This is a genomic window from Nostoc sp. NMS7 (assembly GCF_017115085.1).
Lineage (GTDB): Bacteria > Cyanobacteriota > Cyanobacteriia > Cyanobacteriales > Nostocaceae > Nostoc.
Genome location: NZ_JABXKJ010000038.1, coordinates 1 through 2,850, shown reverse-complemented (window position 1 = coordinate 2,850; position 2,850 = coordinate 1). Strand labels below are relative to the sequence as shown.

Sequence of the window (2,850 nt, the reverse complement as noted above, 5' to 3'; positions counted from 1 at the left end):
AAGGAACTTCAGTTCCTTGCGGGACATGGCTTTTACGTTAAGTTGACACGCATGAAACCCCTACCGCCTATGTGTTGTGTGCGGGTTATGAGATGCGTAGGCGATGTTATGAAAACAGCAGAGGCTCCAAACCTACCTAACCGAAAATGCCTCGTTGAATCGCCGTGTCACCGGCTCAGTGATGAATGTCAAAATTGACTTTTTACGAGTGACAATTTCACCTGTAGCACTCATCCCTGGTGTAAATTCTACTTCTTGACCCCGCACGTTCACGGAGTGTTTACTTAGCTTAATTCTTGTCGGAAAAACTAAGCCTAATTCTTTATCAACGATTGCATTCGGACTGACTTGCATGACTTCGCCCTCCACAACACCAAATTCTTGGAAGGGGAAAGTTGCCATTTTCACTTTTGCTTTCATTCCTTGACGAATAAACCCAATATCGCGGTTGAGAACTTTTACTTCTAGAAGCATTTCTTCCCCTTCCGGCAAAATTGACACCAATTCTTCACCCGATTGTACCGGTCCCTTGGTGGCTTTGACTCTGTAAATCGTACCAGCAACGGGAGCCTCAATCGTTTCCAAAGCTTGCTGCTTTCTTGCCTGATCTAATTGACCTTGAATAGTGGTCAGTTCTTCTTTACGCTTGTTGAACTGGGTCAAAATTTCACTTTGGCGTTCTGATGCTACGCGCTGGGACTGACTGAGTGCAGCTTTGTAAGCTTGTTCTGCTTGGCGAATTTCCTGCACTTGGCCAGCAATATCTTTTTCTAATGATGTGACTTTATCTTCAGCCTCTGTGATTTTATTCTGGGCGTTGGTAACTTCATCTTTTGCTCTGGTGATTTCTGTCTTTGCACGAGTTAATTTTTCTTGGGCATCCAAATAATCGACACGAGGTACAGCGCCAGGAGTAATTAGAGTGCGTAGGCTTTTTTCCCTTTCTTGTGCAAGAGCTAAATTACTTTCAATTTTAATTCGGATGCTATCGGCGTTGACAAGGTTGGTTTTAGCATTCGCAACGCTGCTTTTAGCATTAACTGAGTTGTCTTGCAATCGAGTCAAGCGGACTTTGGCTTGATTAATCAGTGCTATTTGGCGATTTGCTTCTGCTTCCGCCGCCCCTTGACGCGCTTGAAAGTCTTGCAGGCGGGAGTTTAATAGTTCATCTTGCAGTTTCGTGCCAGTCGTTTTGCCTCCGGTACGTTCTGCATCCAAACGTTGTAAATCGTCTTGAATTAATTTAGTAGATTTGGCTAGGCGGGAAACATCGGTTTTCTGCAAGTCTGGATCTTTTTGAATCAGAATTTGACCTTTAGTAACGCGATCGCCTTCTTGCACTTTGACGGCGACAATTGATCCCCCACCCAAGGATGTCACCGGTCTTACCTGTGTGGAAGCAATTAATTCCCCTGGTGCTGTTGCTACTTCGTCTATTTGCGAGAAGTGCGCCCAGGCGATCGCCCCAAATACAATCACGCTCATTGTTCCCGCTAATAATCTCGTGTACAGGGGTGGCAATTCCTGTACCGCTTTACCCAATTCATAGGTGAGTTGTTCCTCTGGTTGGGCGAATCGCTCTTTTGTCTGACGTGCTTGAGCAGCATTTGCAGCTAGGGAAGATTTCATTTTTGTCCTTTGTCCTTTCTCCTTTGTCATTAGTTATTTGTCCTTTGTTATTCACTAATGACTAATGACTAATGTTTAATTCAAACTGCTAAATAGCGCCGCAAAAAATTTTCTAATGTCTCTAACTGGAAGTTAAAAATTCCCTCTAAATTGGCAATTTCATCTTTTGTACAGAAAAATTCATTTGTTAGCAATGTGCGATAAGTTCCTAAAGCTTTTTGGATTTGGGGATTAAATAAACCCAATGCACTCTGTAACCCATCAATGACAAATAGTGGTGAGTTAATTATTACTGGTTCTTTGGTGAAAATCCGACCAAAAATTCGGGGAATATCTTCTCGTAATAAAATCTCCGGCCCTCCCACTGGTAAAATCTGGTTACGAGCGCCCTCAACTGTCACAGAATCCACCACTATCTTTGCCAAATCATCGGTACTGACAATTGAGGTACGGTTTTTGCGATCGCCAATCAGCAGATACAATCCCGTTTCCCGAAACCGTTCTACTAATGGCAGCAAGTTAGATGTTAATCCAGATGGGCGTAAAATAGTGTAATTCAAGCCACTAGCTTGCAAATATCGCTCTACTGCTCGTTTGGCTTTAAACACAGGAGCGTCTTCATATCCGCGATCGGCTCCCAGTACAGAAATGAAGACAAAATGCTCCACGCCATTGGCTTTTGCCTGGTCAATGAGTTCAATATTAGCGCGGTAATCTAAAGATAGAGCATCGCTATCAGAACCGTGGGCGCTGATAATATACTGTACACCCTGACTAGCTTTCTGGATATCTTTTTCCTCTAGCAAGTCACCGATGAAAATTTCTGCACCCCGATGTTCTAACTCGCTGTAGCGCGAGTTAAGGCGGACAAATGCCCGCACAGACTGTTCTCGTTGCCGTAGGAGTCGCACAACTCTGCGACCAATTCCTCCCGTTGCTCCAGTTACCAGAAACATATAAATACCTAAATTGAATAGTTACAGGGTTTATAGTTCTCCCAATGTTTCGTATATGCTCAAAATCATTAAGCAATACTTAAACAGAAATATGAGCATATTTTTATACTGACTAACCATGCTCAAGATATCCTCAGGCCAACCAAGCCAATAGGTTGCACTTTATTTATCTTAATCTCTAAAAATTATCCCCCATATTTTTAATAAACTTCATCTAAGTTGAGAACCATAGTTTTCGCCCTCACCCTAAATCCCTCTCCCAGAT

At 43.1% G+C, this 2,850-nt stretch carries 2 protein-coding genes; both read right to left on the bottom strand.

Annotated features, from left to right (window positions below; translation table 11 throughout):
• Nucleotides 1-132: 132 nt before the first annotated feature.
• Nucleotides 133-1,629 (bottom strand): HlyD family efflux transporter periplasmic adaptor subunit, encoded by a 1,497-nt coding sequence (locus HWQ38_RS03025; RefSeq protein ID WP_292789912.1) that lies wholly within the window; start codon nucleotides 1,627-1,629, stop codon nucleotides 133-135.
• 80 nt (nucleotides 1,630-1,709) lie between these two features.
• Complete coding sequence (locus tag HWQ38_RS03020; RefSeq protein WP_292789911.1) at nucleotides 1,710-2,585, bottom strand: SDR family oxidoreductase; 876 nt, start codon at nucleotides 2,583-2,585, stop codon at nucleotides 1,710-1,712.
• Between the last annotated feature and the right edge of the window lie 265 nt (nucleotides 2,586-2,850).

Coding starts and splice junctions, on each gene's coding strand:
- HWQ38_RS03025 (WP_292789912.1), bottom strand. CDS start 1,629: ATGAAATCTTCCCTAGCTGCAAATGCTGCTCAAGCACGTCAGACAAAA.
- HWQ38_RS03020 (WP_292789911.1), bottom strand. CDS start 2,585: ATGTTTCTGGTAACTGGAGCAACGGGAGGAATTGGTCGCAGAGTTGTG.